General features: G+C 72.2%; 25 protein-coding genes and 1 pseudogene. 7 read left to right on the top strand and 19 right to left on the bottom strand.

Annotated elements, in window-relative coordinates; translation table 11 throughout:
* Positions 1 to 41 precede the first annotated feature (41 nt).
* Both QSK37_RS22310 and QSK37_RS22305 read right to left on the bottom strand, forming a co-directional pair.
* On the bottom strand, positions 42 to 809 hold the full coding sequence (locus tag QSK37_RS22310) for a hypothetical protein (protein ID WP_285624361.1): 768 nt from the start codon (positions 807 to 809) through the stop codon (positions 42 to 44).
* 224 nt (positions 810 to 1,033) lie between these two features.
* Positions 1,034 to 1,660: a TetR/AcrR family transcriptional regulator gene (locus QSK37_RS22305; protein WP_285624359.1), complete on the bottom strand. Its 627-nt coding sequence runs from the start codon at positions 1,658 to 1,660 to the stop codon at positions 1,034 to 1,036.
* A gap of 68 nt (positions 1,661 to 1,728) precedes the next feature.
* Here QSK37_RS22305 and QSK37_RS22300 point away from each other — a divergent pair, with 68 nt between their 5' ends.
* Positions 1,729 to 3,141: an MDR family MFS transporter gene (locus QSK37_RS22300; protein ID WP_285624356.1), complete on the top strand. Its 1,413-nt coding sequence runs from the start codon at positions 1,729 to 1,731 to the stop codon at positions 3,139 to 3,141.
* Between the two features lie 9 nt (positions 3,142 to 3,150).
* Here the strand turns inward: QSK37_RS22300 and QSK37_RS22295 are convergent, their stop codons facing one another.
* Positions 3,151 to 3,519 carry a VOC family protein gene (locus QSK37_RS22295; RefSeq protein WP_285624354.1) on the bottom strand — a complete coding sequence of 123 codons (369 nt, stop codon included), beginning with the start codon at positions 3,517 to 3,519 and terminating at the stop codon, positions 3,151 to 3,153.
* Between the two features lie 79 nt (positions 3,520 to 3,598).
* Positions 3,599 to 4,222, bottom strand: coding sequence for an IMPACT family protein (locus QSK37_RS22290; protein WP_285624352.1), 624 nt, complete (start codon positions 4,220 to 4,222; stop codon positions 3,599 to 3,601).
* A 36-nt stretch (positions 4,223 to 4,258) separates the two neighbouring features.
* On the opposite strand from QSK37_RS22290, the gene QSK37_RS22285 reads away from it, so the two are divergent.
* Positions 4,259 to 5,530 carry an MFS transporter gene (locus tag QSK37_RS22285; RefSeq protein WP_285624350.1) on the top strand — a complete coding sequence of 424 codons (1,272 nt, stop codon included), beginning with the start codon at positions 4,259 to 4,261 and terminating at the stop codon, positions 5,528 to 5,530.
* A gap of 55 nt (positions 5,531 to 5,585) precedes the next feature.
* On the opposite strand, the gene QSK37_RS22280 is transcribed toward QSK37_RS22285, so the two are convergent.
* Genes QSK37_RS22280 through QSK37_RS22265 form a run of 4 tightly spaced genes read right to left on the bottom strand, consistent with a single transcriptional unit; the run spans position 5,586 to position 8,250 of the window.
* Complete coding sequence (locus QSK37_RS22280; protein ID WP_285624348.1) at positions 5,586 to 5,969, bottom strand: hypothetical protein; 384 nt, start codon at positions 5,967 to 5,969, stop codon at positions 5,586 to 5,588.
* Between the two features lie 44 nt (positions 5,970 to 6,013).
* The gene (locus QSK37_RS22275; protein ID WP_285624344.1) at positions 6,014 to 6,682 is read right to left on the bottom strand and encodes an SDR family NAD(P)-dependent oxidoreductase; all 669 of its coding nucleotides are present in this window, start codon (positions 6,680 to 6,682) and stop codon (positions 6,014 to 6,016) included.
* Entirely contained in the window at positions 6,679 to 7,449 is a 771-nt protein-coding gene (locus QSK37_RS22270) for an SDR family NAD(P)-dependent oxidoreductase (protein ID WP_285624342.1), read from the bottom strand. The genes QSK37_RS22275 and QSK37_RS22270 overlap by 4 nt, the downstream gene beginning before the upstream one ends.
* 30 nt (positions 7,450 to 7,479) lie before the next feature.
* On the bottom strand, positions 7,480 to 8,250 hold the full coding sequence (locus QSK37_RS22265) for an SDR family oxidoreductase (RefSeq protein WP_285624340.1): 771 nt from the start codon (positions 8,248 to 8,250) through the stop codon (positions 7,480 to 7,482).
* A 101-nt stretch (positions 8,251 to 8,351) separates the two neighbouring features.
* Between QSK37_RS22265 and QSK37_RS22260 the strand changes: the two genes are divergently transcribed.
* Positions 8,352 to 9,182, top strand: a complete 831-nt coding sequence (locus QSK37_RS22260) for a helix-turn-helix transcriptional regulator (RefSeq protein ID WP_285624339.1) — start codon at positions 8,352 to 8,354, stop codon at positions 9,180 to 9,182.
* Between the two features lie 15 nt (positions 9,183 to 9,197).
* Here QSK37_RS22260 and QSK37_RS22255 read toward each other — a convergent pair whose 3' ends face one another.
* From QSK37_RS22255 to QSK37_RS22240, 4 genes are all read right to left on the bottom strand, one after another.
* A complete protein-coding gene (locus QSK37_RS22255) occupies positions 9,198 to 9,845 on the bottom strand; it encodes a hypothetical protein (RefSeq protein ID WP_285624337.1) in 648 nt (215 codons plus the stop codon).
* Between the two features lie 12 nt (positions 9,846 to 9,857).
* Entirely contained in the window at positions 9,858 to 10,934 is a 1,077-nt protein-coding gene (locus QSK37_RS22250) for a DNA polymerase III subunit beta family protein (protein WP_285624335.1), read from the bottom strand.
* A gap of 74 nt (positions 10,935 to 11,008) precedes the next feature.
* Positions 11,009 to 12,451, bottom strand: coding sequence for a rifampin monooxygenase (gene rox / locus QSK37_RS22245; RefSeq protein WP_285624333.1), 1,443 nt, complete (start codon positions 12,449 to 12,451; stop codon positions 11,009 to 11,011).
* 196 nt (positions 12,452 to 12,647) lie between these two features.
* Positions 12,648 to 13,013: a winged helix-turn-helix transcriptional regulator gene (locus tag QSK37_RS22240; protein WP_285624330.1), complete on the bottom strand. Its 366-nt coding sequence runs from the start codon at positions 13,011 to 13,013 to the stop codon at positions 12,648 to 12,650.
* A gap of 135 nt (positions 13,014 to 13,148) precedes the next feature.
* Here QSK37_RS22240 and QSK37_RS22235 point away from each other — a divergent pair, with 135 nt between their 5' ends.
* The gene (locus tag QSK37_RS22235) at positions 13,149 to 14,180 is read left to right on the top strand and encodes a zinc-binding alcohol dehydrogenase family protein (RefSeq protein ID WP_285624327.1); all 1,032 of its coding nucleotides are present in this window, start codon (positions 13,149 to 13,151) and stop codon (positions 14,178 to 14,180) included.
* A gap of 12 nt (positions 14,181 to 14,192) precedes the next feature.
* On the opposite strand, the gene pip is transcribed toward QSK37_RS22235, so the two are convergent.
* Both pip and QSK37_RS22225 read right to left on the bottom strand, forming a co-directional pair.
* Positions 14,193 to 15,152 carry a prolyl aminopeptidase gene (gene pip, locus QSK37_RS22230; protein ID WP_285624321.1) on the bottom strand — a complete coding sequence of 320 codons (960 nt, stop codon included), beginning with the start codon at positions 15,150 to 15,152 and terminating at the stop codon, positions 14,193 to 14,195.
* Positions 15,153 to 15,154: 2 nt separating this feature from the next.
* Positions 15,155 to 16,153, bottom strand: a complete 999-nt coding sequence (locus QSK37_RS22225; RefSeq protein ID WP_285624318.1) for a helix-turn-helix transcriptional regulator — start codon at positions 16,151 to 16,153, stop codon at positions 15,155 to 15,157.
* A gap of 92 nt (positions 16,154 to 16,245) precedes the next feature.
* Between QSK37_RS22225 and QSK37_RS22220 the strand changes: the two genes are divergently transcribed.
* Together QSK37_RS22220 and QSK37_RS51485 are read left to right on the top strand one after the other, a co-directional pair.
* Positions 16,246 to 16,707 carry a VOC family protein gene (locus QSK37_RS22220; protein ID WP_285624315.1) on the top strand — a complete coding sequence of 154 codons (462 nt, stop codon included), beginning with the start codon at positions 16,246 to 16,248 and terminating at the stop codon, positions 16,705 to 16,707.
* 116 nt (positions 16,708 to 16,823) lie between these two features.
* Positions 16,824 to 17,493 (top strand): annotated as a pseudogene (locus tag QSK37_RS51485) (zinc-binding dehydrogenase).
* Between the two features lie 66 nt (positions 17,494 to 17,559).
* Here the strand turns inward: QSK37_RS51485 and QSK37_RS22205 are convergent.
* The 4 genes from QSK37_RS22205 to QSK37_RS22190 form a co-directional block, all read right to left on the bottom strand.
* On the bottom strand, positions 17,560 to 18,558 hold the full coding sequence (locus QSK37_RS22205; RefSeq protein ID WP_285624312.1) for a tyrosine-type recombinase/integrase: 999 nt from the start codon (positions 18,556 to 18,558) through the stop codon (positions 17,560 to 17,562).
* A 36-nt stretch (positions 18,559 to 18,594) separates the two neighbouring features.
* Positions 18,595 to 19,785: a GDSL-type esterase/lipase family protein gene (locus QSK37_RS22200; protein WP_285624310.1), complete on the bottom strand. Its 1,191-nt coding sequence runs from the start codon at positions 19,783 to 19,785 to the stop codon at positions 18,595 to 18,597.
* A 43-nt stretch (positions 19,786 to 19,828) separates the two neighbouring features.
* Positions 19,829 to 20,398, bottom strand: a complete 570-nt coding sequence (locus QSK37_RS22195; RefSeq protein WP_285575679.1) for a TetR/AcrR family transcriptional regulator — start codon at positions 20,396 to 20,398, stop codon at positions 19,829 to 19,831.
* A gap of 69 nt (positions 20,399 to 20,467) precedes the next feature.
* Entirely contained in the window at positions 20,468 to 21,349 is an 882-nt protein-coding gene (locus QSK37_RS22190; protein WP_285624307.1) for an MBL fold metallo-hydrolase, read from the bottom strand.
* A gap of 105 nt (positions 21,350 to 21,454) precedes the next feature.
* Between QSK37_RS22190 and QSK37_RS22185 the strand changes: the two genes are divergently transcribed.
* Positions 21,455 to 21,886 carry a MarR family winged helix-turn-helix transcriptional regulator gene (locus QSK37_RS22185; protein ID WP_285624304.1) on the top strand — a complete coding sequence of 144 codons (432 nt, stop codon included), beginning with the start codon at positions 21,455 to 21,457 and terminating at the stop codon, positions 21,884 to 21,886.
* Here the strand turns inward: QSK37_RS22185 and QSK37_RS22180 are convergent.
* Positions 21,870 to 22,685 carry an alpha/beta fold hydrolase gene (locus QSK37_RS22180; protein ID WP_285624302.1) on the bottom strand — a complete coding sequence of 272 codons (816 nt, stop codon included), beginning with the start codon at positions 22,683 to 22,685 and terminating at the stop codon, positions 21,870 to 21,872. The genes QSK37_RS22185 and QSK37_RS22180 overlap by 17 nt on opposite strands.
* Positions 22,686 to 22,722: the final 37 nt, after the last annotated feature.

Raw genomic sequence — 22,722 nt, 5'->3', positions numbered from 1 at the left:
CTGCTGCGTTGTTCGGGTTGCGTCCGCTCTGCGATCACATTCTAGACCTGGGTGCTCCAGTACCAGGTTCCGTCCGCATGGGCGTACAGGTCCACATGCGGATAGTGGACACCGACGCAACCATAGTGAACCCAGCACCGCTCGATGGAGCCGGTGCCCTTGCTGGCATAGCCGCTTCTGCTTCCCATGTTGGCGAAGTTGTAGAAGTAGCGGAAGTACTTGGTGCCACGAAGGTAGGACTGGCCGTCGTTCTTGGTGATCTTGGAGTCTTCGGAGTGCGACGTGATCCGCTTCTTTTTGAAGCAGTAGTACATGTCGTGCTCGTACCGGTACAAGACCGTCCTGAACATCGAGCTCTTCTCCTGGATCCAGGCGTAGGCCGAGCGGCAGCCCGAGGAGGCCTTCCAGCCCTTCCACCCGGCGCCATCGGCGCACATCGCATCGCTTTTCCGGCACACGGGATCGGGTTCGACGGCCTGGTCATCGTCGCCGATCGGGTGGTCGCTGATGATCGTCTGACTGCCCAGGACCACGCCGTGCTCATCTTCGGCCCGCATCGTGACGCCGTACTCGGTGACGGTCTTCTCGGAGAGCGTGCCACAGGGCGTACCTGGGTGCGCATTATGGAGGTGCGCACATTCTTCCGGTGACATGCGGTGTGCGGCGAAAGTCTCCGGTATGCCGTCTTCGGCCGGACTTGGCGTTCGAGTGACGGGCGAGTTGTCGCTCGCCGCCATGGCTCCCGGCCCGATGGCGGTGCATACCGCCGCGAATATCGTCGCGATGGCAAGAGCGTGGATCTTGAACAACGAATTCTCCCCTCGTGGCGAGATGTGGACGTGTTCAGCGGTGGTCAGTGCGGATCAAGTCGAGCGTGACCCCCCATTTCGGTTTTCTCCGCGGTGCGTTCGGTGAGATGAGTCCGATTGTGCACCGGGAGTCGCCCGGGCGTCATTTACGCTGAGTGCACAGACCATTGACGTCGGGAGCAATGGCGGCGAATGGTTCGCCGATGATGGGCGCCGCGCGAGGGTCAGCGGCCGTAGGCGCGCAGGAAGACGCGGACACCCGCGGCGGCCAGGCGGTCGATCTCCTCCTGGTCCAGATGCACCGTGCCGTACCAGGACCGGTTGTTGACCGGGCCGGTGACCAGCACGCCCAGGAACTCGGCCGCCTCCAGCGGGTCGTCGATCTCCAGCAGGCCCTGCTCGCCCAGTTCGGCCAGCCGGGCGGCCAGCGCGCTCTGGACCGGGCGGTCCCGCGGCTCGGCGTGGATCAGGTCCGGGAAGTGGGACGCCTCGGCGATCACCAGGCGCATCACCGCGGCGCGTTCGGCCGAGCGGGCCATCTCCGTGGCGAACGCGCGGCCGAACGCCGTCAGCGCCGCCGCCACGTCCGTGACCTCGCCCAGCGTACGGTCCAGCAGGCCGCCGAAGGCCGCCGCCTGCGCCGCCGCCGTCTCGCGCACCGCCGACAGGAACAGGGTCTCCTTGCCGCCGTAATAGTCATAGATCGTGCGCTTGGAGACCCCGGCGGCCTCGGCGATCGCGTCGACGCTGGCGCGCGCGTACCCCTCGCGGACGAACACCTCAAGCGCCGCGCGGATGATCGCGGCGCGCTTGGCGGGCGACCCCGGACGCAGGGCGGTCGTGTCGGGCACGGGTCCCCTCTCCTCGGCTACACCGTGGAGTGTAGCTCTTCTACACTGCACGGTGTAGTGTCGCCTCCATGGTCGACACTACGTCCCGCACACCGCCCGCCCGCCTCGATCCCGCCCTCCTCCGGCTCGGGATCACCGTCATCGTCGGCACCGTCACCGCGATGCTCGACATGACGATGGTCGCGGTCGCCCTGGCCGGCCTCACCCGCACGTTCCACACCTCGGTCACCACGATCCAGTGGGTCAGCACCGCCTACCTGCTGGCCATCGCGACGGTCATCCCCGTCACCGGTCGGCTGGCCGAACGCTTCGGCGCCCGCGCCATGTGGCGGTTCGCGCTGGCGGGCTTCCTCATCGGCTCGGCGCTGTGCGGCCTGGCCTGGTCCGCCGGCGCCCTCATCGCCTTCCGCGCCCTGCAGGGCGTCGGCGGCGGCATGATCGTGCCGCTGAGCATGATGATCCTCGCCCAGGCGGCAGGCCCCGACCGGCGCGGGCGCGTCATGGCCCTGGTGGCCGTGCCCGGGCAGCTGGCGCCCATCCTGGGCCCGCTGGTCGGCGGCCTGATCATCGACGCCGGTAACTGGCGCTGGATCTTCTACGTCAACATCCCCATCGGCCTGCTCGCCCTGCTGCTCGCCCGGCGCGGCATCCCGGCCGCCCCGCCGCGCGAACCCGGCGCGCGGTGGCTGGACCTGACCGGCCTGGCGCTGCTGGCGCCCGCGCTCGCCCTGACCCTGTACGGGGTGTCCGCCCGTACCGCCCGGATCCCGCTGCTGGCCGCCGGCGTCGTACTGCTGGCCGCGTTCACCGTCCACGGGCTGCGCCGGCGGCGGGTCGCCCCGCTGCTGGACCTGCGCCTGTTCGCCCACCGGCCCTTCGCGGCCGCCTCGACGCTGAACTTCCTGTCCCGGCTGTCGGTCTTCGGGGTGATGATCCTGATGCCGCTGTACTACCAGCAGGTACGCGGCCACGGCGCGCTGACCGCCGGGCTGCTGCTGGCCCCGCAGAGCCTGGGCACCATGCTCGCCCTGCCCGTCACCGGCCGGCTCACCGACCGGATCGGCGCCCGGCCCGTCGTCCTGGCCGGCATCGCGATCACCACCCTCGGCACCCTGGCCTTCACCCGGGTGGGCCCGCACACCGGCGGCGTCGCGCTCGGCGCGGTGCTGCTGGTGTGGGGCATGGGCGTCGCGGCCGTCGCCGTCCCGGTCTCGGCCGCCGCCTACGAAGGGCTCGCGCCCGCCCAGATCCCCGGCGCGACCAGCGCCATCACCACGGTGCAGACGGTCGGCGCGTCCGTCGGCGCGGCCGTGCTCACCGCGATCCTGCAACACCGGCTGGCCCACCACCGCGGCGCGCCGTCCGCGGCGTTCGACGCCGCCTTCCGGTGGGTGCTGGCCTTCACCGCCCTGACCCTGCTGCCCGCCCTGCTGCTCCCGCTGCGCCGTGCCCGGCCCGAACCGGACACGGCGCGTACGTGACCATCGTGCCTACGAGGCGCGCGGGCACAGGCAGAACGGGTGCCCGGCGACGTCCAGCAGCACGCGCCAGCGGTCACCGCCCGGCTGGGTGTCCGGCAGCGTCGCGCCGAGCTCCTGGCAGGCCGCAACCGCCTTGTCCAGATCGTCGACGTACAGGTCGAGGTGGTAACGCTTGGGCGTGGACTCGGCCGGCCAGTCCGCCGGGGCGAACCCCTCGACGCGGCCGAACCCGATCGAGGTCTGCCCGTCGGAGACCATGGCGTACTCATCCTCGCTGTGCGTGATCTCCCAGCCGAAGACGCCGTGGTAGAACTCCGCGAGCGCGCGCGGGTCGGCGCAATCGAGGTTGATCATGGCGAGCGAGGCTATGGCGGTCATCGATGTCTTCCCTTCGTCGGTGGAACGCCTCGATCCTGCCGCCCGTACCTGACAACTTCTGGCAACAATCCGACGATCATCAGATGATCGGCACGTCCACGTGTCCGACCGGGCCGCGGCGGGTCCGCACCCGTCCGCCGGCGGCCGCGGCCACCCACGCGTCGAACGCCGCCAGCTCCTCCTCCGGCACCAGCACGTCCAGCTCGGCCCGCGCCCCGTACCGGGACCCGGCCGGGGTGTAGGCCGAGGCGTGCAGGTCACGGCTCAGCCGCCCGGCGAGAGCATGGTCGGCCACCACCGTCACCGTCACCACCGCCTGCCGCTCGACCATCCCCACCCGGTCGATCGTGGCGCCCACCACCTGCCCGTACGCGCGGACCAGGCCGCCCGCGCCCAGCTTCACGCCGCCGAAGTACCGGCTGACGACGGCGACCGTCCCGGTCAGCTCACGGCGCGTCAGGACCTCCAGCATCGGCCGCCCCGCCGTGCCGGCCGGTTCCCCGTCGTCGTTGCTGCGGGTAAGGTCGCCATGCTCACCGAGGACATAGGCGGTGCAGTTGTGGGTCGCGTCGTGGTGGGTCCTGCGGCGCCCGGCGATGAACTCCTGCGCCTCCGCCTCGGTGGTGACGCGGGCGAGCGCGCAGACGAACCGCGAACGCCGGACGTCCAGCTCGTACTCGCCGGAGTGCGTGATCGTGCGCATGTCGCACCCACCGTACGCGGATCGAGGGGATGAGACGTGGCCGGGCATCGCCGCTTGGTACTGGACATCCGCCCGCTGCGCGGGTCGGCGGACTTCCGCCGCCTGTGGGTCGGATCGTCCCTGTCGGTCGTCGGCGGGCAGATGACGACCTTCGCGGTGACCCTGCAGATCTACCGCACGACGCACTCCTCGGCCGCCGTCGGCGCGGTCGGGCTGGCCTCGGGCCTGCCGATGATCCTGCTCGGGCTGTTCGGCGGATCCTTCGCCGACGCGGTCGACCGCCGCCGTCTCGTCCTGGTCACCAACATCGGCTCCATCGTGGTCTCCACGCTCCTGGCCGCCCAGGCGTTCGCCGGTCTCCGGGCGCTGTGGCCGCTGTACACACTCGTGGCCGTCCAGGCGCTGCTCGGGACGGTCGGTGCGCCCGCGCGCCGCACCTTCGTGCCGCGGCTGCTGCCCGCCGGCCAGGTCGCGGCCGGGGTCGCGCTGACCCAGCTGTCCTTCCAGGTCGGCCTCATGGCCGGCCCGGCGCTGGCCGGGGTCGTCGCCTCCGCCGGTGGCCTGCGGCTGTGCTACCTGACCGACGTCGTCAGCTTCACCGGCACCCTGTACGCGCTGGCACGCCTGCCCGCCATGCCGCCGCAGGGCGGCCCGGCCCGGCCGGGCATCGCCGCCGTCGCCGACGGACTGCGGTTCATCCGCCGGCGGCCGATCCTGGCCGGCGTCTTCCTCGCCGACATCGACGCGATGGTCCTGGGCATGCCGTTCGCGCTGTTCCCCGCCCTGAACGCCGCCCACTTCGGCGGCGCCGCCTCCACCCTGGGCCTCATCACCGCCGCGCCCGGCGTCGGCGGGCTGGCCGGATCGGCGCTGTCCGGCGCGGTCGGGCACATCGCCCGGCCCGGCCGGGCCCTGCTGGCGAGCGTGACGGTCTGGGGCGCCGCCATCGCCGGGTTCGGTCTGGCCCGCACGCTGTGGCTCGGCCTGCCGCTGCTGGTCATCGCGGGCGCGGCCGACACGATCAGCGTCATCGTCCGCTCCACGATCGTGCAACTCGCCACGCCCGACGGGTTCCGCGGGCGGGTCACCGGCGTCGATTTCGTCATCGGCGCCGCCGGGCCCCAGGTCGGCAACTTCCGCGCCGGTGCCCTCGCCTCGCTGACCTCCCCGGCCGTCAGCGCGGTCGGCGGTGGCCTCACCGTCCTGCTGGGCGCCGGCCTGCTCCGCCTCGCCGTGCCCGCCCTCACCCGCTACACCACCGCCGGTGACGCGGCCCTTGAGCAGCACCGGACGGCCGGGACCTCGTGACGGTTCGATCGCTGGGTTGCTCAAGGGAACGAGAACCCGCGTCGGCCGTGAGCCTTCATCCGGTGTTGGCGGCCTGCGCTGACTGCAAGCCGTCCAGCATCGCGGCCAGGCCGAGTTCGAAGTGGTCGTCGGGTTCGGTGACGTCGGCGGCCAGAATCGCGGTGAGCCGAGTCGCGAACTCCTCCGGGCCCTGCTGGTAAGCCGTGTGACCTCCGGGGAACCGCTCACAGGACACACCGAGCCGATCGGCGAGGACGAGCGCCGCCTGTCCCCCCGCGGAACGGAAGATCCACGGCGGGCGAGGCATCGTCATCGCGCCGAACGCGGCGAACGCGCGCATCGCGCCTTTCTCCCGGCCCAGCCGGGCGATGTCCTCCAGTTCCCGCCGCTCGGGACCGCCGGCGGGCAGGACCTGAACGAGCGGGGGCTCGTGAGCCACCGCTCCCAGCAGCCGGTGGGCGTGCCGGACGAGGCGGGCTGACCTCAGGTCAGTACGGTCACCGTCTCCGCCGGCGAGGCGTGCCGGCGCCACAGGTGTTCCGCGACGTCGTCGGGTTCGTGGGTGAGCCCCGGCCCCACGGCGCCGACGATGGTGACGCGGCCGACGTTGATCCCCCGTGGTGGCAGCGCCTGCGCGAGCAGGTCGACGTAACTGCTCAGCCCGGCGTAGACGACCGCGCTGACGGCGCGCTCCGGGCTGGGCCGTACGGCCGCGCCGCCGGTGGTGAACAGCAGCGTGCCCGAGCCGCGCTCCAGCATCCCCGGCAGGACGGCCTGGACGACGGCGGTGGCGCCCACGACCGTCAGCGCCAGGGCGCCTGCGACGTCTTCGGCGGTCGTGTCCAGGACGGGCCGGATGAGGCGGACGTCCGGGAGCGGGCTGAAACAGACGACCTCGGGGAGCCCGAGGGCCGAGGTCAGCTCGCCGAGCGCCCGGGCGATGTCGCCGGGGTCGGTGATGTCGCCCGTTGCCGCGGCGGCGCGGTGTCCGCCGCCTCGCAGGTCATCGGCGATGCCCTCGACGCGGGCCCGGTCGCGGGCGACGAGCCCGACCGGGTGGCCCTCACGGGCGAAGCGGCGGGCCACCGAGGCGCCGATGCCCGGTCCCGCGCCGACGACGAACACGGCCCCGCCGCCGGTGCGGCCGCTCACTGGGCGGTCCATCCGCCGTCGACGGCCACGAGCGCGCCGGTGACGAAGCTCGCGGCGTCGGACACGAGGAAGGCGACGGTCTCGGCGACCTCCTCGGGACGCCCGATCCGGCCGATCGGGTGAGCGTCGCCGAACGAGGCGAGCATCGCCCGGCCGTCGTCCACGACGCCGTCCATGATGTCGGTGTCGATGACTCCGGGGAGCACGGCGTTGGAGCGGATGCCCTTGGGGCCGCCCTCGATGGCCAGCACCCGCGTGATCTGGGCCAGGGCGCCCTTGGAGGCGGCGTAGGCCGTCTGCGTGGCGAACGCGACGACCGACGAGACCGAGGCGATCGAGACGATCGCGCCGCCGCCGGCGGCCTCCATCACCCGGAAGGCCTCGCGCGCCTGGACGAAGTTGCCGCCGGCGTTGACCCGCAGGATGCCCTCGAAGTCCTCGACGCTGGTCTCGGTGATCGGCTTGTTCAGCGTACGGCCCGCGTTGTTGACCAGGATGTCGAGCCGGCCGAACCGGTCGGTGGCCGCGCGCATGGTCGACCGCGCGAACTCCTCGTCGGCCACGTCACCGACGAGCGCGGTCACGTCGCCCGGGTCGCTCGCGGCGAGTTCCCGGACGGCCGGGGAACGGTCGGTGACGACCAGGCGGGCGCCGCGCTCCCGCAGCAGCGTGGCCGTGGCGTGCCCGATGCCGCGCGCGGCGCCCGTGACGACGGCGGCCCTTCCGCCGAGGTCCCAGGAAGCCGGGAGGTTCTGGTTGGTGGTCATGTTTCCTCTGCTCGATCGTCGGTAGGGGTGTCAGCGTTGCCGGGCGGGCCGCAGGACGATCTCGTTGACGTCCACGTCGGCCGGCTGGGCGAGGGCGTAGGAGACGGCCCCGGCGACGGCGTCCGGTCCGATCGCGTGCGTCCGGTAGGCGCGCATGGCCTCCGCGGCTCCCTCCTCGGTGATGGAGTCGGCGAGTTCGGAGGTGACCACTCCCGGGGAGATGGTCGTGACCCTGATCGCCGGATCGCTCTCCTGCCGCAGTCCCTCGGTGATCGCCCAGGCGGCGTACTTGGTGCCGGAGTAGACGGCGCCGGTCGGCACGACCTGGTGCGCGCCGATGCTCGCGACCGTCACGAAGTGCCCCGAACCCTGCGCGGTGAAGTGAGGCAGGACCGCGGCGATCCCGTGCAGCAGCCCGCGGACGTTCACCTCGACCATCCGGTCCCACTCATCGACCAGCAGGGAGTCGAGCCGTGACAGCGGCATGACCCCGGCGTTGTTGACGAAGACGTCGACCCGCCCGAAGCGTTCCCGGGCGGCCTCGGTGAAGGCGGCGACGTCGCGGCGGTCCGTCACGTCGAGCCGCACCGGATGCAGGGACCCGCCGGAGCGGGCCGCCGTCTCCGCGGTGTCCTCGACGAGCGCCCGCAACCGGTCGGTCCGCCGCGCCCCGGCGACCACCTGGTGTCCTTCGCGTACGAGCCGGGCGGCGACGGCCGCGCCGATGCCACTGCTGGCCCCGGTGACGAGAACGACCTTGCCGTCGGCCGCCCGGCGTTCCTGTGTCTGGTTCGTCGGCATGACCTCAACACTGGGCCCCGCCGAGCCGATGCGGGAGGACGCCCTCTTCCTGGGAGCAACGCACCCAGGAACCGGCCGGCCCGCGCTCATACGATGTCGGTATGACACCCTCCGACCTCGGCGCCTACCTGCGCGCCCGGCGGGCCCAGGTCACGCCGGGCGAGGCCGATCTGCCCAGCGTCGGCCACCGGCGAGTCCCCGGCCTGCGACGTGAGGAGGTCGCGTTGCTGGCCGGTGTCAGCGTCGACTACTACATCCGGCTCGAGCAAGGCCGCGAACGCACGCCCTCAGCGCAGGTGATCGACGCCCTGACCGCCGCCCTGCGCCTCGACGAGGACGGCCGCGAGCACCTGTACCGCCTGGCCGGGCTCAGCCCGCGCGCCCGGGTCGCCGCCGTACCCGACCGCGTCGATCCGAGCCTCCTCCAGCTGATGGCCGCCTGGCCGGACAACCCCGCGATCGTCTACAACCGCGCCTACGACGTGCTCGCCTCGAACGCCATCGCCGACGCGCTCTTCCACGACTGGTCGCACTCGCGCAACCTCATGCACATCGTGTTCACCGACCCGGCCGCGCGTGCCTTCTACCGTGACTGGCACGACGTCGCACGCAACTCCGTGGCCGGCTTCCGGCTCGGCTACGGCAAGGCACCGCACGACCCGCGCATCCGGCGGGTGCTGTCCGAACTGCTCGACCAAAGCCCCGAGTTCGCCGAACTGTGGGCCCACCACGACGCCCGCGGCAAGGCACTCGAACGCAAACGCTTCCACCACCACGACGTCGGAACGCTGACGTTGACGATGCAGACCTTCGACGTCCGCTCCAGCCCCGGGCAGGAACTCGTCGTCTACCACGCCGAACCGGCCTCCCCGAGCAGCCAGGCGCTCCGGCTTCTGGGTTCCCTGGCCGCCACCGCACGCAGACGGACCTGAACGCCGGGCCGGACGTCAGGCCGTGGTGAGTGAGCCGATGACCCGGCCCAGGGCCTCCTGCTCCTGCTCGGGCAGCCACCGCGTCGCGTGCAGCGTGTGCAGGGCGCCGGCCAGCCGGGCCCGGTCCTCCTCGCTCCCCAGGTCACCCAGGTAGGCGGGCAGGACCAGCCCGAGCGCCCGCAGGTCCCGCCGCGCGCACAGCCGCAGCAGCAGGTCCCGCAGCGCGTCGTCGTCCGCCCGTTCGGCGGCGCCGTCCTCGCGCAGCCCTTCGGCGATCGCGAAGCGGAGCCCGTCGGCGTAGGGGCCCGGCGGCGCGTCGTTCACGTGCGCGGTCGCGGCCGTGAAGTGCCGCCGTGCCTCCTGGGGTTCGTCCAGGTCCCGGTGGGCCTTGGCCAGGTTCAGGTGCAGGGAGGCGTAGAAGCCGGTGACCCGCTCGTCGCCGACCCGGTTCGCCAGCTCCAGGCACTCCTGGTTCCAGCGGAGCGTCTCCTGCGGCGTCGGCTGGTGCCGGGCCAGGTAGTGCGCGGCGACACAGGCCTCGTAGTCGTCGGCGGCGGTACGCCACGCCTGCTCGAACAGCGCGCGTGCGTCGGCGGCGCGGCCCTCGGTCTCGGCGCGCATGCCCTCCGCGCACAGCCCTACGACGGGGTTCTGCGGATCCATCGGTGTCTCTCCTCACGCCTGTCGTTCGGGCCGGGGCAGGACCGGCATGACCAAGGTGGTGAAGCTGCCCTGGTCGGCGGAGCGCACGACAACGGGCGACCTCGGGTCGCAGACCTCCAGCAGGACGTCGGGTCCCACGCCGGCGTCCAGGGCCGCGACCAGCACGACCGGGTCGAAGGCGACCGACAGCGGCGGGCCGATGCGGATCGCCGGCACCGCGGCCTCGGGCGGTTCGCCGCCGACGACGCGGACGCGGTGGTCCTCGGCGTGCAGGGTGACGGTCTCACCGGCCTCGGCGAGCCGGTCCCGCAGCGCCGCCCGGTCGGCGATCAGCCGGTGCCGTACGGCGGGCCGGTCCTCCAGGAGCATCCGGTAGTCGGGGAACGTCCCCTCGACCGCCGGCAGCGTCCGTACCCGGCCGCCGCCCCGGACCCGCGCCCCGGAGCCGTCGAGCTCCACCTCGACCTGCTCGTGGCGTACGGCCCAGGCGGCGACCCCCTTCATCGCCGTGGCGTCGGCGACGACCCGGCCCGGGCCGCCCTCGACGAGCTCCGCCCGCAGCGTGCGCACCGCCAGGCGGTAACGGTCGGTGGCGACCAGGCGGAGCTCCTGCCCGTCGAGCTCGACCAGCACCCCGCCGAGCACGGGAAACTCCCCGGCGACCGCCGGGTCGGCCACGGCGGGCGCGACCTGGCGAACGGCGCTCGCCAACTCCGCGCCGCCCACCCGCGCCCCGCACACCGGCTCGCCCGGCGCCAGGTCGCGCAGGATCGACTCGATCGCCGACCGCGCCGCCGCGGCCGTCTCCCGCGCCCGTTCCAGGTGTTCCTCCAGCACGGCGCGGGCCTGCGCCCGGGGGCCGTCCAGCACCAGCGTCGCCTCGGTCAGCGGCAGCCCGGCCTTCCGCAGCCGCCGTACGAGGACGGCGCGGGGCTCCTGGTCGGGGTGGTAGTAGCGGTAGCCGGTCGCCTCGTCCACGAACGCCGGCCGCAGCACGCCGCAGTCGTCGTAGAACCGCAGCGCGCTCGGCGCCAGCCCCACCCGGTGCGCGAAGGCACCGATGCTCACGAACCCCTCGGAGTCGTCCATGAGCGAGATTGTCGGCCTTCAACCGGCTTAAAGGTCAAAGCGGGCCGCACCGGTGGGGGTGAACGGCGGCAGGATCAGCCGGCGGGCTCGCCGAACCAGCGGGAGAGGTGGTCGTCCAGGTCCTGCTGATCGTCGCCGATCCAGGCGACGTGGCCGTCGGGGCGTAGCAGGACGCACGGAGCATCCAGTCCCGCAGTGGCATCCGCGAGGTGATCGACCCGGTCCGACCAGCCGCCGACGGTCAGGCGTTCGGTGCGGTCCAGCAGCAGGCCGCGGCCGCGATGCAGCAGATCGTAAAGGCGGCCCTGTTTCACGTCGATGTCGCGCAGGCGGCGGCCGAGCAGGTCGGGGCCTTCGCCGAGGTCGTAGCGGACGCCGATCGCGGTGATCTTCTCGATCAGATGGCGGTTCACCTCGTCGAAGTCCATCAGCTCGGTGAGCAGCCTGCGCACGGCCTGTGGGCCCGGTTCGGTGGAGTGCAGCTCCATCTGGGCGCGGGTGTTGTCCAGCACGTCCTCGGCGACCGGCCGGCGTTCGGCCTGGTAGGTGTCCAGCAGCGTCTCCGGCGCCCAGCCGCGGATCTGTGCGGCCAGCTTCCAGCCGAGGTTGAACGCGTCCTGAAGGCCCACGTTGAGGCCCTGTCCGCCGGTGGGCGGATGGATGTGTGCCGCATCGCCGGCCAGCAGCACCCGCCCGACCCGATACCGTTCGGCCAGCCGGGTGGCATCCCCGAAGCGAGACAACCAGCGCGGGGAGTGCACGCCGAAATCGGTTCCGGCGATGGCGCGCAACTGGCGTTTGAAATCCTCGAGGGTGGGCGGTTCCGCACGGTCGCTGACTCCCGCGGCCGGGACCACGACGCTGTAGACCCCTTCGCCGAAGGGCCGGAGCTGGAATCGCCGATGGGTTTCGGCCACCTTGGCGGCGATCTCCTCCTGCGGCGCCCCCACTTTCATCTCGCCCATCAGCGTCTCGGTTCGCGAGGGCTCGCCGGGGAAACCGACACCGAGCAGTTTGCGCACCGTACTGCGCCCACCGTCACAGCCGACGAGATAGCGCGAACGCAGCCGTTCCCCGTCGGCCAGCTCGACGGTCACACCCTCGTCGTCCTGCTCGAGACCGGCCACCGCGCAACCGTGCCGGACCTGCACACCCAGTTCGATCGCATGCTCTTCGAGCAGGCGTTCGAGGACCGGCTGCGGGATGCCCAGTAGATAGGCGTGCGCGGAATCCAGATCCTTGGGCGCGGGTTTGGCGATGGCGGCGAAGAATCCGCCGACCGGACGCCGCCTTCCGTGTTCGAGAATGCGATCCAGCAGTCCGCGCATCGCCATCAGCTCGATGCTGCGAATGTGCAGGCTGACGATGCGGACGAACGACTTGGGCTCGGTTTCCTTCTCCAGAACGAGTACCCGCAGGTCGTGCAGCCGCAGTTCGGCGGCCAGCATCGCACCGGTCGGCCCGCATCCAGCAATGATCACGTCGAAGGTGTCGGTGGTGACCTGTTGAGAGTGCATGGTGTCGCCTTTCGGGAGTGCCTTGTTGGTGAGGCGCTCCCGGCGACACCTACGTCAGTCGCCCGGCCGTGACGGGAAGGGGGAGCACCCACATCGCTACAGCGTTCATGGGTCTCACCTCCTCGGGCGGTGTCACGGTCAACGGCACGCTACAAGCCCGAGCATCACCCGTCCAACCCTTTTTGCGGCCGCCAGATCACGACTCCAGGGGAAAGCGGTCGATGTTCTGCTCCACCCAGGAACGCAGGTGGGCGAGGGGAACGCAGGCGTCGGCGCCGAGCGGAGTCAGGCTGTACTCCACGCGGACCGGTACCTCGGCGTAGACCTCCCGGTGGACCAGGCCATGGTCCTCCAGGCGGCGCAGAGTCTGGGTGAGCACCTTCGGGCTCACGCCCTGAAGGCGGGTGCGCAGTGCGCCGAAGCGCTGCGCACCGCCCTCCAATGCTCCCAGGGCGAGGGCGCTCCACTTGTTGGCGAGCAGGTCCAGCATGTCGCGGCAGGGGCAGGCGGCGGCATAGACGTCCTTGGGGTCGGTGCAGGAAGCCGAGGGGCGCGTCGTCATCGGCCCACGGTACCCAATGGGTACCTGTGGCCCTTGCGGGTAACCACTACCGCACGAATAGGTTTACCGACCTGCGCGAGTCCGTGCAGCGCCGAGTCCCGTACCGCCCGAACCAGAACGAGGAGCCCGCCCACCGTGAGCACGATCGAGACGACGATGCCCGCCGTCGCCTACCGCGAGAGCCTGCCGGTCGACGACGAGGAGAGCCTGGTGGACGTCGAGCTGCCCGTCCCCCGCCCCGGGCCGCGCGACCTGCTCGTCCGGGTCGAGGCCGTCGCCGTCAACCCGGTCGACTACAAGGTGCGTCAGAACAACGACCCCGGCGGCGAGCCGAAGGTGCTCGGCTGGGACGCGGCGGGCACCGTCGTCGCGGTCGGCGACCAGGTAGAGCTGTTCACGGTCGGCGAGGAGGTCTACTACGCCGGCGCGATCGACCGGCCCGGCGCCGACTCCCGCTACCACCTCGTCGACGAGCGCATCGTCGCCCGCAAACCCGCCACCCTCTCCTTCACCGAGGCGGCCGCGCTCCCGCTGACCTCCCTCACCGCCTGGGAGGGACTCTTCGAACGCCTCGGCCTGCGCCTCGGCGCCCTGGACCAGACCGGAACGCTGCTGGTGACCGCCGCGGCCGGCGGCGTCGGAGCCATGGTGACGCAGCTGGTCCGCACCCTCACCGGCCTCACCGTGATCGGCACCGCGTCCCGGCCGGAGACCGTCGACTTCGCCCGGCGCATGGGCGCCCACCACGTCGTCGACCACCACAAGCCGTTGAAGGAGCAGCTGGCCGGACCGGCGCCGTACGGCCTGGACCACGTCTTCAGCACCACCGGCACCGAACGCAACCTCACCGCCTACGCCGATCTGCTCAAACCGTTCGGGCACATCGTCGCCATCGACGACTACGAGTCCCTGCCGATCGGCGTGCTCAAGGCCAAGAGCATCTCCTTCCACTGGGAGTTCATGTACACTCGCTCGCTCTTCCAGACTCCGGACATGGCGGCGCAGCACCGCATCCTCACCCAGATCGCGCGGCTGGTGGACCGGGGCCTCCTGGTCACCACGGCCACACGGGACCTGGGCGTGATCAACGCCGCCCATCTGCGGGAGGCCCACCGGATCATGGAGTCGGGAACCGCCGTCGGCAAGATCACCCTCACCGGTTTCTGAGCACACCGGGTCTCACGGGGCGGCGAACCGGTCGAGGGCCGCCAGGACGTGACCGCGTGTCGCGGCGCCGCCCAGATGGCCCGCGTCCTCCACGACGACCAGCTCGGCGTCGGGCCAGGCGCGGGCCAGCTCCCAGGCCGTGTCGAGCGGGCCGCCCAGGTCGAGCCGGCCGTGGACCAGGACGCCCGGGATCCCGGCCAGCCGGTGCGCGTCGCGCAGCAGGGCGCCCTCCTCCAGCCACGCCCCATGGGAGAAGTAGTGCGAGCAGATGCGCACCAGCGCCACCCGGGCCGAGGCGGGCCGGTCGCCGTAGGGGCGGGAGGCGCCCTTCGTCTCGCCGGACAGCACCGTGTCCTCCCAGGCGCACCAGTCGGCCGTCGCCCGCTCGCGTACGGCGGCGTCGGGGTGTTCCATCAGCCGCGCGTACGCCGCGACGACGTCCCCGTCGCGGGGCGTGCCCGGGGCGCCGGCGAGGAAGCGTTCCCACTGCTCGGGAAAGAACCGGCCGACCCCGCGGTACAGCCAGTCGATCTCCGAGCGCCGGGTGGTGGTGACACTGGAGATGACGATCTCCGACACACGTTCGGGATGCCGTTCGGCGTAGGCGAGGATGAGCGTGGAACCCCACGAGCCGCCGTACAGCAGCCACCGGTCGACGCCCAGGTGCCGCCGGAGCCGCTCCATGTCGGTGAGGAGATGCCCGGTGGTGTTGTGCCGCATGTCGGTCGCGGGATCTGCGGCGTGCGGGGTGCTGCGGCCGCAGCCACGCTGGTCGAACAGGATGACGCGGTAGCGCTCCGGGTCGAAGTAGGTGCGCGTCCAGGTGCCGCGGCCCGATCCGGGTCCGCCGTGCACGACGAGCGCGGGTTTGCCCGCAGGGTTCCCGCAGGTCTCCCAGTACACGAGGTTGCCGTCCCCCACCTCGAGCATCCCCTGGTCGTACGGCTCGATCGGCGGATACGGCTCGCTCATCGTCACACGTCCTCTCCCGCGGCTGTTGGCCTCTCCAGGTCCGGCACCGGCGCCGCACCGGCCGACCGCAGCCGCTCCGCCAGCACGCGACAGCGTGCCCGCAGCTCCGGCGGGTCGAGCACCGTGAAGGCGTGCCCCAGCAGGAGCACGTGCATGAGCACGGAGTCCAGGCTGCCGGCGCCGCTGACGACCTCGCACCGCTCGCCCTCCCGCTCTCGTACGACGGCCGCCGACGCCGGGATCTGCGCGCGCACCGTGCCGGCCGGCGCGTACACGAGAAAGCGCGCCCGGTGCGGGTAGACCCGGCTCGCCACGCCCTCCTGCACGTACGCCGCCGCGTCGGGCGCCGCGCGCGGGCGGAAGCGCCAGGTCCGCGCGGACACCTCGGTCATCCGGTCGACGCGGAAGGTGCGCCAGCCGTCACGGTCGAGGTCGTAGGCGAACAGGTACCAGCGCCGGTCGGAGGCGACCAGGCGGTACGGCTCGACCCGCCGCCGTCGCACCTCGTTCCCGGACGGGTAGCCGAAGCCGGCCTCGACCTCGTCGCGGCAGGCCCTCGCCAGGGTCATGAGCACCTCGGGGTCCACCGGCGCGCGGCCCGCGCCGAAGGACTCCACCGAGCCGGAGAGCGCGCGCACCTCGTGCCGCAACCGGACGGGCAGCACCTGGTCGAGCTTGGTCAGCGCCCGGAGCGCGGCGTCGCCCGCGGCCGCGCCACCCGCGCCGGCGAGCAGCGAGACCACGGTGGCGATCGCCTCCTCGTCGTCGAGGAGCAGCGGCGGCAGGTCCTGGCCCGGGCCGAGCCGGTAGCCGCCGCCGACGCCCTGCCCGGCGTGGACGCGATAGCCGAGCGCGCGCAGCCGCTCGACGTCACGCCGTACCGTGCGCGTGGTGACCCCGAGCCGGCCGGCGAGCTCGGGGCCGGTCCAGGACCGGCGCTGCTGCAACAGCCCGAGCAGGGCGAACACCCGTTCCGTCGTGCCCCGCTCCGCACCGTCCATCGCGTACACCCTGCCAGATAGCGGACCGATACCGTCCGCCAGAGGTGCCAGGGTGGCTCCAACCGACATCCGTCATGAGACGAGGAGCCCGAGTGAGCCGCCACATTCAGATCACCTTCGACGCCCACGACCCACGGGCGCTGTCGTCCTTCTGGCGCGAGGTACTGGGTTACGTCCACCCGGGCCCGCCGGGAGTCGACCTGCCCGCGGGCGCCGACCCGCTGGCCGCGTGGGAGGACTTCCTCGCGCGGGCCGGCGTGCCACCGGAGCAGCGCGACACGAGATCGGCCATCGAGGACCCCGCCGGGCACGGCCCGCGGCTGTTCTTCCAGCAGGTGCCCGAGGACAAGACCGCCAAGAACCGCGTCCACCTCGACGTCCGCGCGGCCCCCGGCCTGCGGGGACAGGAGCGGATGGCGGCACTGGAGGCCGAGTGCGACCGGCTCGTCGCGCTGGGGGCGACGCGGGTACGGCGCCACGAGCCCGCTCCCCCGATGAGCGCCGGCTTCATCGTGATGACCGACCCCGAGGGCAACGAGTTCTGCCTGGACTAGGGCCTGTGCGGACCGTGCTCTAACAGGGCTTCGGAACCCACGGCATCGCCTCACGCCATCCCGGGCGATCGATCGAGGCCGTGCCGTGCCTGTGCCGCGACGTCGTGTCCGACGCCATGAGAGCGCTGACATTCTCCGAGTACGGTCCCGCGAGCGTGCTGGAAGTCGCCGACGTACCGGAACCACACGCGGGACCAGGCCACATCCGGGTGGGCGTGCGGGCATCGGGCCTCACGCCCGCCGACTGCCACCTCCGTGCGGGCCGGTTCCGCGAAATGGCACCGCTCCGCCTGCCCCACGTGCTCGGCATGGATGCCGCGGGTGTGGTCGGCGAGGTCGGCACAGGGGTAACCGGTATCCGGCCGGGCGACGAGGTCTTCGGCATCGTCGACGTCGCGGAGCTCGGCGGCGCGAACGCCGAGTACGCCGTCTTGGCGGCCTGGGCGCTGAAGCCGGACGCGCTTGGCACCAGACGGAGTCGACGTCGTCCTGGACTGCGCCGGATCCGGCTCGCTGCCCGATCTGGTGGACCTCACCGGAAGCCCGGACCGAGTGGTGACCATCGCCGACATGAACGCCGCGGAGTACGGAGTCCACCGAACACGCTCGGCGGGCCCGGGAGCGGACCCGCAGGCGATCGAAGGACTTGCCGTGGCCGCCGCTCTCGCCGAGCAGGGCCGCTTCACCGTGCCGGTCGCGGCCGCCTTCACCATCGAGAACACGGCCGCGGCACACCGGTTGAGCGAGACCGGCCACGCCCGGGGAAAGATCGTACTCACCCTCTAGCGCCGCATCAGGGCGAACGTTGCCCGATGCGGCACTGGTCCTGACCGGACTGACGCGGCCTCGCGGCTACATCTCCGGAGCGACGGACGTGGCGAGGCCGTACGCGGGTGAGCGGTCGAGGGATTCGCGGGCCCGGTCGTAGCGGCGCGTCGTACGGGGGTCGGCGTGGCCGGCGAAGTCCTGGACGACGTGCAGGGGCCGGCCGTCGCTGAGCGCGATGGTGATGGCCGAATGCCGGAACGAGTGCGGCGAGATGCCGTACGAGACCCCGGCGGCGCGGGCCACCCGGTTGACCAGCTTCCACACGTAGGACTGCACCAGCCGGCGGTCGTTCCGCGACACGAAGATCAGCCCGTTGTCCGGGTGGCCGCGTTCGGCGAGGTAGTCGTGGATCGCCGCCAGCGCCGCCGGGGGGATGGCGAACCTCTTGGTCCGCCCGCCCTTGACCTGGAGGTCCAGAACCTGATGGTGACGGTCCTGGCTGAGGTCCTCGATCCGCGCGTCCAGCACCGAACTGATCCGGCCCGCCGTGGCGAACATCAGCCACAGCAGCGCGTAGGTGCGGGCGGACTCGTGCGCGGCCGAGTGGCTCAGGATCGAGGTGATCTGCTCGCGGGACAGCCCTCGGGTGCCGGAGTCGGCGGTGTTCAGCCGTGGCCGCTCGGCGCCCTCGAAGGGGTTGAGGGCCGCGCACCGCTCGCGGATCAGATAGGTGTACCAGGAGGACACGGCCGCCACCCGCCGGCCGATGGTGGCCCGCGCCAGCCCCGACGCCTTCAGCGCCGCCATGTACAGGTCCGCCATCGAGGTCGACGCCTCGGCGGGCGTCCCGCCCTGCTCCGCGCACCACCGCACCCACCAGCTCACGTCCCGGATGTAGGCGGTACGGGTGTGCGGCGACTCGCGCCGGCCCGAGACCAGCCACATGGCGGTCGCGCGCAGCCCGGCCTCGGCCATCCCGGACGCCCGTAGCAGGCTCGCCAGCTCGTGAGGCGTCCGCGCCGGCGCGGTGCCGCGCAGCTCCGGCGGCGAAGAGGACGACAGGAGTTCGACGCTCTCCGACATCACCGACCACCTCTCTCCCGCTCGCGCGACAGGAAACTACCGCATGGCCGAGCTCGTCTCCGGGGCGGCGAAGGGGCCGCCGGCGCCGAACGCGAGCCGGGCGAAGTTCTCGCCGATGCGGCGGTGTCCGGCGGGGTCGGGGTGGACCGCGTCGGGCAGCGGCAGCTCGGCGTGGTCCGCCTCGCCGTAAAGGTCCCGGCCGTCGAGGTAGTGCAGGTCCGGGTCGTCGGCCGCGCGCTGTTCGACGATCTGTGCGAGCGCGTCGCGGATGACGTTGAGCGTCAGCCGTCCGGCGGCGCGTTCGGCTGGGTCGCCCGTGGCCTTGAACCGCACCGTCCCGCCGTCGAAGTCGGGCGCGAGAGGGCCGGGCGTGTCCTCCTGGACCGGGCACAGGATGGCGGAGACGACCAGCAGCGGCGTGGCCGGATGTCCCTCACGGATGGTGTCGAGGAAACCGTGGACCGCGGGGACGAAGGCGCGCAGGCGCATCGCGTCGGCGTTGACGACGTTGATGCCGATCTTGACGCTGATCAGGTCCGCGGGGGTGTCCCGCATCGCGCGGGCGGTGAACGGGTCGAGCAGCGCGCTGCCGGAGAACCCCAGGTTGACCAGTTCCACTCCGCCCTGCGCGGCGGCCAGGGCCGGCCAGGTGGCGGTGGGGTTGGCCGCGTTCGAGCCGTGGCTGATGGAACTGCCGTGGTGCAGCCACACCCGGCGCCCGCGGTCCGGCGCGGGTTCGACCGGGGCGTCGGTGCGCAGGGCGATCAGCTCGGTGATCTCCGTGTGCGGAAGCCAGATCTCGACGTCCTTGTCGCGCGCGGGCAGATCGGTGAAGCGGGCGGTGCCGGGAGACCCCTCGTGCAGCTCGGCCGACTGGGTGGCCATGTCGATCATGCGGACCCGGCCGCCGCCGACCGTGGCCTGGGCGGCGAGCCGCCCGTCGACCAGCAGGTCGTACACACCGTCCGCCGGGACCGGGAGCCCGCGGTAGGCCCGCTTGGTGGGCAGCGTGTCCAGTTCGACGGTGGTGGCCCGGGTACGGAACGCCAGCCGTACGCCGGAAGGCTGGGCCTCGGCCATGGCCAGCTGTTCGTCGGGGATCTGGCGGCGGGCCCGGGCGGGCAGCCGGTGCGGCAGCAGCCCGTACGCCGTGTGCTCCACGTCGAGGGCGCCGCGCAGGAGGTCTTCGCGGATGGGTGTGGTGACCCAGGGGTGTTCGGTGTTCATCGTCTTGGCCTTGCTGATCGAGTGTTCGGTGCCGTACGGCAGGTCAGGGGGTGGTCCGGTTCCGCAGCAGGGCGTCGAGGGAGTCCACGATCCAGGACCAGGACTCCTGCGGATCGACGGCGGTGTGGCTGAAGCCTCCGCTCGCCTCCAGGCTGACGTAGCCGTGGAAGACGCTGCCCAGCATCCGGACCGCGTGCGTCTGGTCCGGTTCGCCCAGGTCGTAGCCGCGCAGGATCGCCCGCGTCATCTGCGCGTGCCTGACACCCGCGCTGGAGGCCGCCGTCTCGGGGTCGAGCCTGAACCGGGCGGCGGTGTAGCGGCCGGGGTGCTCCCGTGCGTAGTCGCGGTAGGCGTCCGCGAAGGCGGCGAGGGCGTCCTTGCCGGCCCGCCCGGCCAGCGCGGCGGAGACCCGGTCGGCGAGCTCCTCCAGGGCGAACAGGGCGATGCGGGTCTTGAGGTCGTGGGAGTTCTTCAGGTGCGAGTACAGGCTCGCGACCTTGACGTCGAACCGCCGGGCGAGCGCCGAGACGGTCACCTGGTCGAAGCCGACCTCGTCGGCCAGCTCCGCCCCCGCACGCGTCAGGCGTTCCGCGCTCAGCCCCGCTCGAACCATAACGAACCTCCCGTCTGCCGACAGGCATTATGCGCATGCCTAAGACTTTTAGGCAAATGCCTGAATGTTTCAGGCGACGGGAATCCAGGTGAACCGGCCGTCGGGGCGGCGCTCGGCGCGCCCGAAGACCACGTCGGCGAAGTGGCCGCCGTAGCCGATGGTGTCGGGGCGGCTCAGCTCCTCGACCAGGCGGCGGCGGTGCTCGGCCGACTCCGCGGGGTCGTGGTCTATCCCGCACGACCATTCGGGGTGGGCGACCTGGACCGGCGAGTGCAGTGCGTCGCCGAAGGCGAGGAGCCGCCGGCCGCCACCGGTGATGGTGTAGGTGGTGTGGCCGACGGTGTGCCCGGCCGCGAACGAGGCCCGTACGCCGGGGAAGATCTCCTCGCCGTCCTCGACCGCGTGGACGCGCGGCGCGAAGGCGGCCAGGCGTTCCCCGGTCGCCCCGCCCTCGGCGGCCAACTCGCGCCGGTGCCACTCGGGCGCCGCGACGAAGTGGGTGGCGTGCGCGAAGGGAGGGGCGCCGGCGCCGGGCTCGACACTCCAGGTCCAGCCCAGATGGTCGGTGTGCAGGTGGGTGATGGCGACGGCCTCGATCCGGCGCGGCTCGCGGCCCAGCCGTCGCAGGCCGTCGGGCAGTTCGCCGCCGTACACCCTGCCCAGCAGCGGGTCGGCCGGGTCGTCCTCGTGGGACTCCGGCCCGAACCCGGTGTCGATCAGCAGCGCCCGGTCGCCTCGCTCGACCAGCAGCCCGCCGATGCCGGCGACGAGGAAGCCGTCGGCGTCGAGGTGGTCCGGGTAGGCGGCCCAGTCGGCGGCGGGCAGCCAGCCGCGCGGCTTGAGCCGGACGAGCCCGTCGGGAACGTAGCTGATCGTCAGGTCGCCCAGGCGGAGCGAACGACGGTGCGGTGCGCGGCTCAACCGCGCGGGGTCGAAAACGGCCGTGGCCATGGTCCTGCCTCACGCTCGGGGCTGCCGCCGGGTGGCGGCACGACCGGAACGTTACAACTCTAATCGTTCTAATTGCAATCATTCGAGTTGCAGTAGACTTACGCCGTGACCGCGGAGCCCGAGACCCGAACCGAGGCCGATCGCCAGCTGTGCGGGCTGGTCAACGGCCTGGCCAAACAGATCGAAGCCCACCTTCGCGTCCGCGCGGCCACCCTCGGGCTGACCGCCTCGCAGGGCGTCGCGCTGCGGGAGCTGACCCGCCCCATGACCCTGCGCGAACTCGCCGACCGGATGAGCTGCGAGCCCTCCAACGCGACCTTCGTCGCCGACCGCCTCGAAGATCAGGGCTACCTCGAACGCCACCCGCACCCCGGCAACCGCCGCGCGAAACACCTCATCCTGACGCCCGAGGGCGCCGAACTCCGCGAACGCCTCCTCGGCCTGCTGTCCCAGGACTCTCCCCTGGCGCCCCTGTCATCGGAGGAACAGGACGTACTGCAGCGCCTCCTCGCCCGCGCCCTCATCCCATCCCGGTGATCGAGGCGAGGAACTTGCCCAGCGCCTCGTTGAACTCGGCCGGCCTTTCCAGGTTGGGCATGTGCGCGGCGCCTTCGATGACGGCGAGCGTGGAGCCGGGGATGATCCGATGCATGAGCCGCGCGTCGCCGATCGGTGTGAACTCGTCATCACCGCCGACGACGATGAGCGTGGGGACGCGGACGCGCGCCAGCGACGCCACATAGTCGGGGCGCTCGGCCCGGCCGCGCAGCGCGGCGGCCGCGCCGTCCGGGGACGTCGCCCGCATCATGGCCAGGACGTGCTCGGCCACCGCGGGGAACCGCCGGATGCTGGCGGGCGCCACCATCTTGGCCAGCACCTCGTCCGCGTAGCCGCCCATGCCCTCCCGGAGCAGCCGGTCGGCCATGGCGTCGCGGACCCGTCTGCCCTCGTCGGTCTCCGCCTGCGGCGTGGTGTCGGCGAGCACGAGTCCGCGCAGCCGGTCCGGGAACAGGCGGTGGAACTCCATGACGATCTGGCCGCCCATGGACAGGCCGCCGAGGACGATCTCCGCGACGCCGAGGTGGTCGAGCAGGCCGGCGATGTCCTGGGCGAAGGTCCGCAGCGGCGTCTTGCCCGGGACGACACCGCTCCGGCCGTAGCCCCGCAGATCAGGGACGATCACCCGGCGCCCGTCCCGCGCGACGTGCCGGACCTGGGGCGCCCACATCGAGCGGTCGAAGGGGTGGCCGTGAACGAGCACGAGCGGCGGCTCGGCGCCCTCGGGGTTGTGGTCGTCATAGGCGATGGCGATCTGCCCGTTGGTGAAAGTGCCCACCGTGTGCCCCTCCTGCTCGGCTTGACGACTCGATGCT

Source organism: Actinoallomurus iriomotensis (genome assembly GCF_030269445.1).
Lineage (GTDB): Bacteria > Actinomycetota > Actinomycetes > Streptosporangiales > Streptosporangiaceae > Actinoallomurus > Actinoallomurus iriomotensis.
This window is presented reverse-complemented; position numbering and strand designations above follow the sequence as displayed.

Coding starts and splice junctions, on each gene's coding strand:
- QSK37_RS22300 (WP_285624356.1), top strand. CDS start 1,729: ATGGTCGACACTACGTCCCGCACACCGCCCGCCCGCCTCGATCCCGCC.
- QSK37_RS22265 (WP_285624340.1), bottom strand. CDS start 8,250: ATGCCGACGAACCAGACACAGGAACGCCGGGCGGCCGACGGCAAGGTC.
- pip (WP_285624321.1), bottom strand. CDS start 15,152: ATGAGCGAGCCGTATCCGCCGATCGAGCCGTACGACCAGGGGATGCTC.
- rox (WP_285624333.1), bottom strand. CDS start 12,451: ATGCACTCTCAACAGGTCACCACCGACACCTTCGACGTGATCATTGCT.
- QSK37_RS22195 (WP_285575679.1), bottom strand. CDS start 20,398: ATGGTTCGAGCGGGGCTGAGCGCGGAACGCCTGACGCGTGCGGGGGCG.
- QSK37_RS22290 (WP_285624352.1), bottom strand. CDS start 4,222: ATGCGCACGATCACGCACTCCGGCGAGTACGAGCTGGACGTCCGGCGT.
- QSK37_RS22205 (WP_285624312.1), bottom strand. CDS start 18,558: ATGTCGGAGAGCGTCGAACTCCTGTCGTCCTCTTCGCCGCCGGAGCTG.
- QSK37_RS22225 (WP_285624318.1), bottom strand. CDS start 16,153: ATGGACGGTGCGGAGCGGGGCACGACGGAACGGGTGTTCGCCCTGCTC.
- QSK37_RS22255 (WP_285624337.1), bottom strand. CDS start 9,845: ATGGATCCGCAGAACCCCGTCGTAGGGCTGTGCGCGGAGGGCATGCGC.
- QSK37_RS22200 (WP_285624310.1), bottom strand. CDS start 19,785: ATGAACACCGAACACCCCTGGGTCACCACACCCATCCGCGAAGACCTC.
- QSK37_RS22250 (WP_285624335.1), bottom strand. CDS start 10,934: ATGGACGACTCCGAGGGGTTCGTGAGCATCGGTGCCTTCGCGCACCGG.
- QSK37_RS22190 (WP_285624307.1), bottom strand. CDS start 21,349: ATGGCCACGGCCGTTTTCGACCCCGCGCGGTTGAGCCGCGCACCGCAC.
- QSK37_RS22295 (WP_285624354.1), bottom strand. CDS start 3,519: ATGACCGCCATAGCCTCGCTCGCCATGATCAACCTCGATTGCGCCGAC.
- QSK37_RS22260 (WP_285624339.1), top strand. CDS start 8,352: ATGACACCCTCCGACCTCGGCGCCTACCTGCGCGCCCGGCGGGCCCAG.
- QSK37_RS22270 (WP_285624342.1), bottom strand. CDS start 7,449: ATGACCACCAACCAGAACCTCCCGGCTTCCTGGGACCTCGGCGGAAGG.
- QSK37_RS22240 (WP_285624330.1), bottom strand. CDS start 13,013: ATGACGACGCGCCCCTCGGCTTCCTGCACCGACCCCAAGGACGTCTAT.